We start from the raw sequence: 514 nt of genomic DNA, 5'->3' as shown, positions 1-514 counted from the left end.
AACAGGGGGCGGCGCAGCGTCTTGGCGGCCGCGATGGGCACGTAGGCGAAGTGCTCGCCGCGCATGGCCGGGCGGGTCCACCGTTCGGCGCTCTCGCCGTCGCCGGCCGCATCGGTGTGGCGGATGGTGGACAACTCCGGTTCGCCGTCCGGCCCAGGGGCCGACAGCTCGGCCAGATACCGCTCGGCGGTCCGCTTCGCGTCGCCCATGAAGCGGGCGAGGGTGACCACCGAGGCGCGGCACCGCTCGGAACGCTGCGCGAGGGCAGCGATCTGCGCCCAGTACGCGACCGCGCTGTGCGAGTAGGCACCGCTGCCCCACACCCGCTTCGGCACCTTCACCTTCTGGCGGTGCCACGGCGGCAGGACGCCCCCAGACGCAACGCCCCCGGCCTCGCCACACAGGTGGCGAGGCTCAGCGGCTGCAGGCGACTGGGGCACGGTGTCCTAGGAGGAGTCGTCGGCGAGCTCGTCGCCGTCGGGAACGGTGTAGGTGGCGCCGCACGGGGCGGTGC

The 514-nt window shown here is 73.9% G+C and carries 1 protein-coding gene; it reads right to left on the bottom strand.

Annotation, left to right across the window (positions count from 1 at the left end; translation table 11 throughout):
• On the bottom strand, window positions 1–335 hold a 335-nt coding region (locus tag IF17_RS01000000136895), incomplete at its 3' end, for a helix-turn-helix domain-containing protein (protein ID WP_157851211.1).
• Window positions 336–514: the final 179 nt, after the last annotated feature.

Source organism: Streptomyces cyaneofuscatus, assembly GCF_000718135.1.
Lineage (GTDB): Bacteria > Actinomycetota > Actinomycetes > Streptomycetales > Streptomycetaceae > Streptomyces > Streptomyces cyaneofuscatus.
Note: the sequence above shows the minus strand (reverse complement) of the source record. Positions and strands in the feature narration are given on the sequence as shown.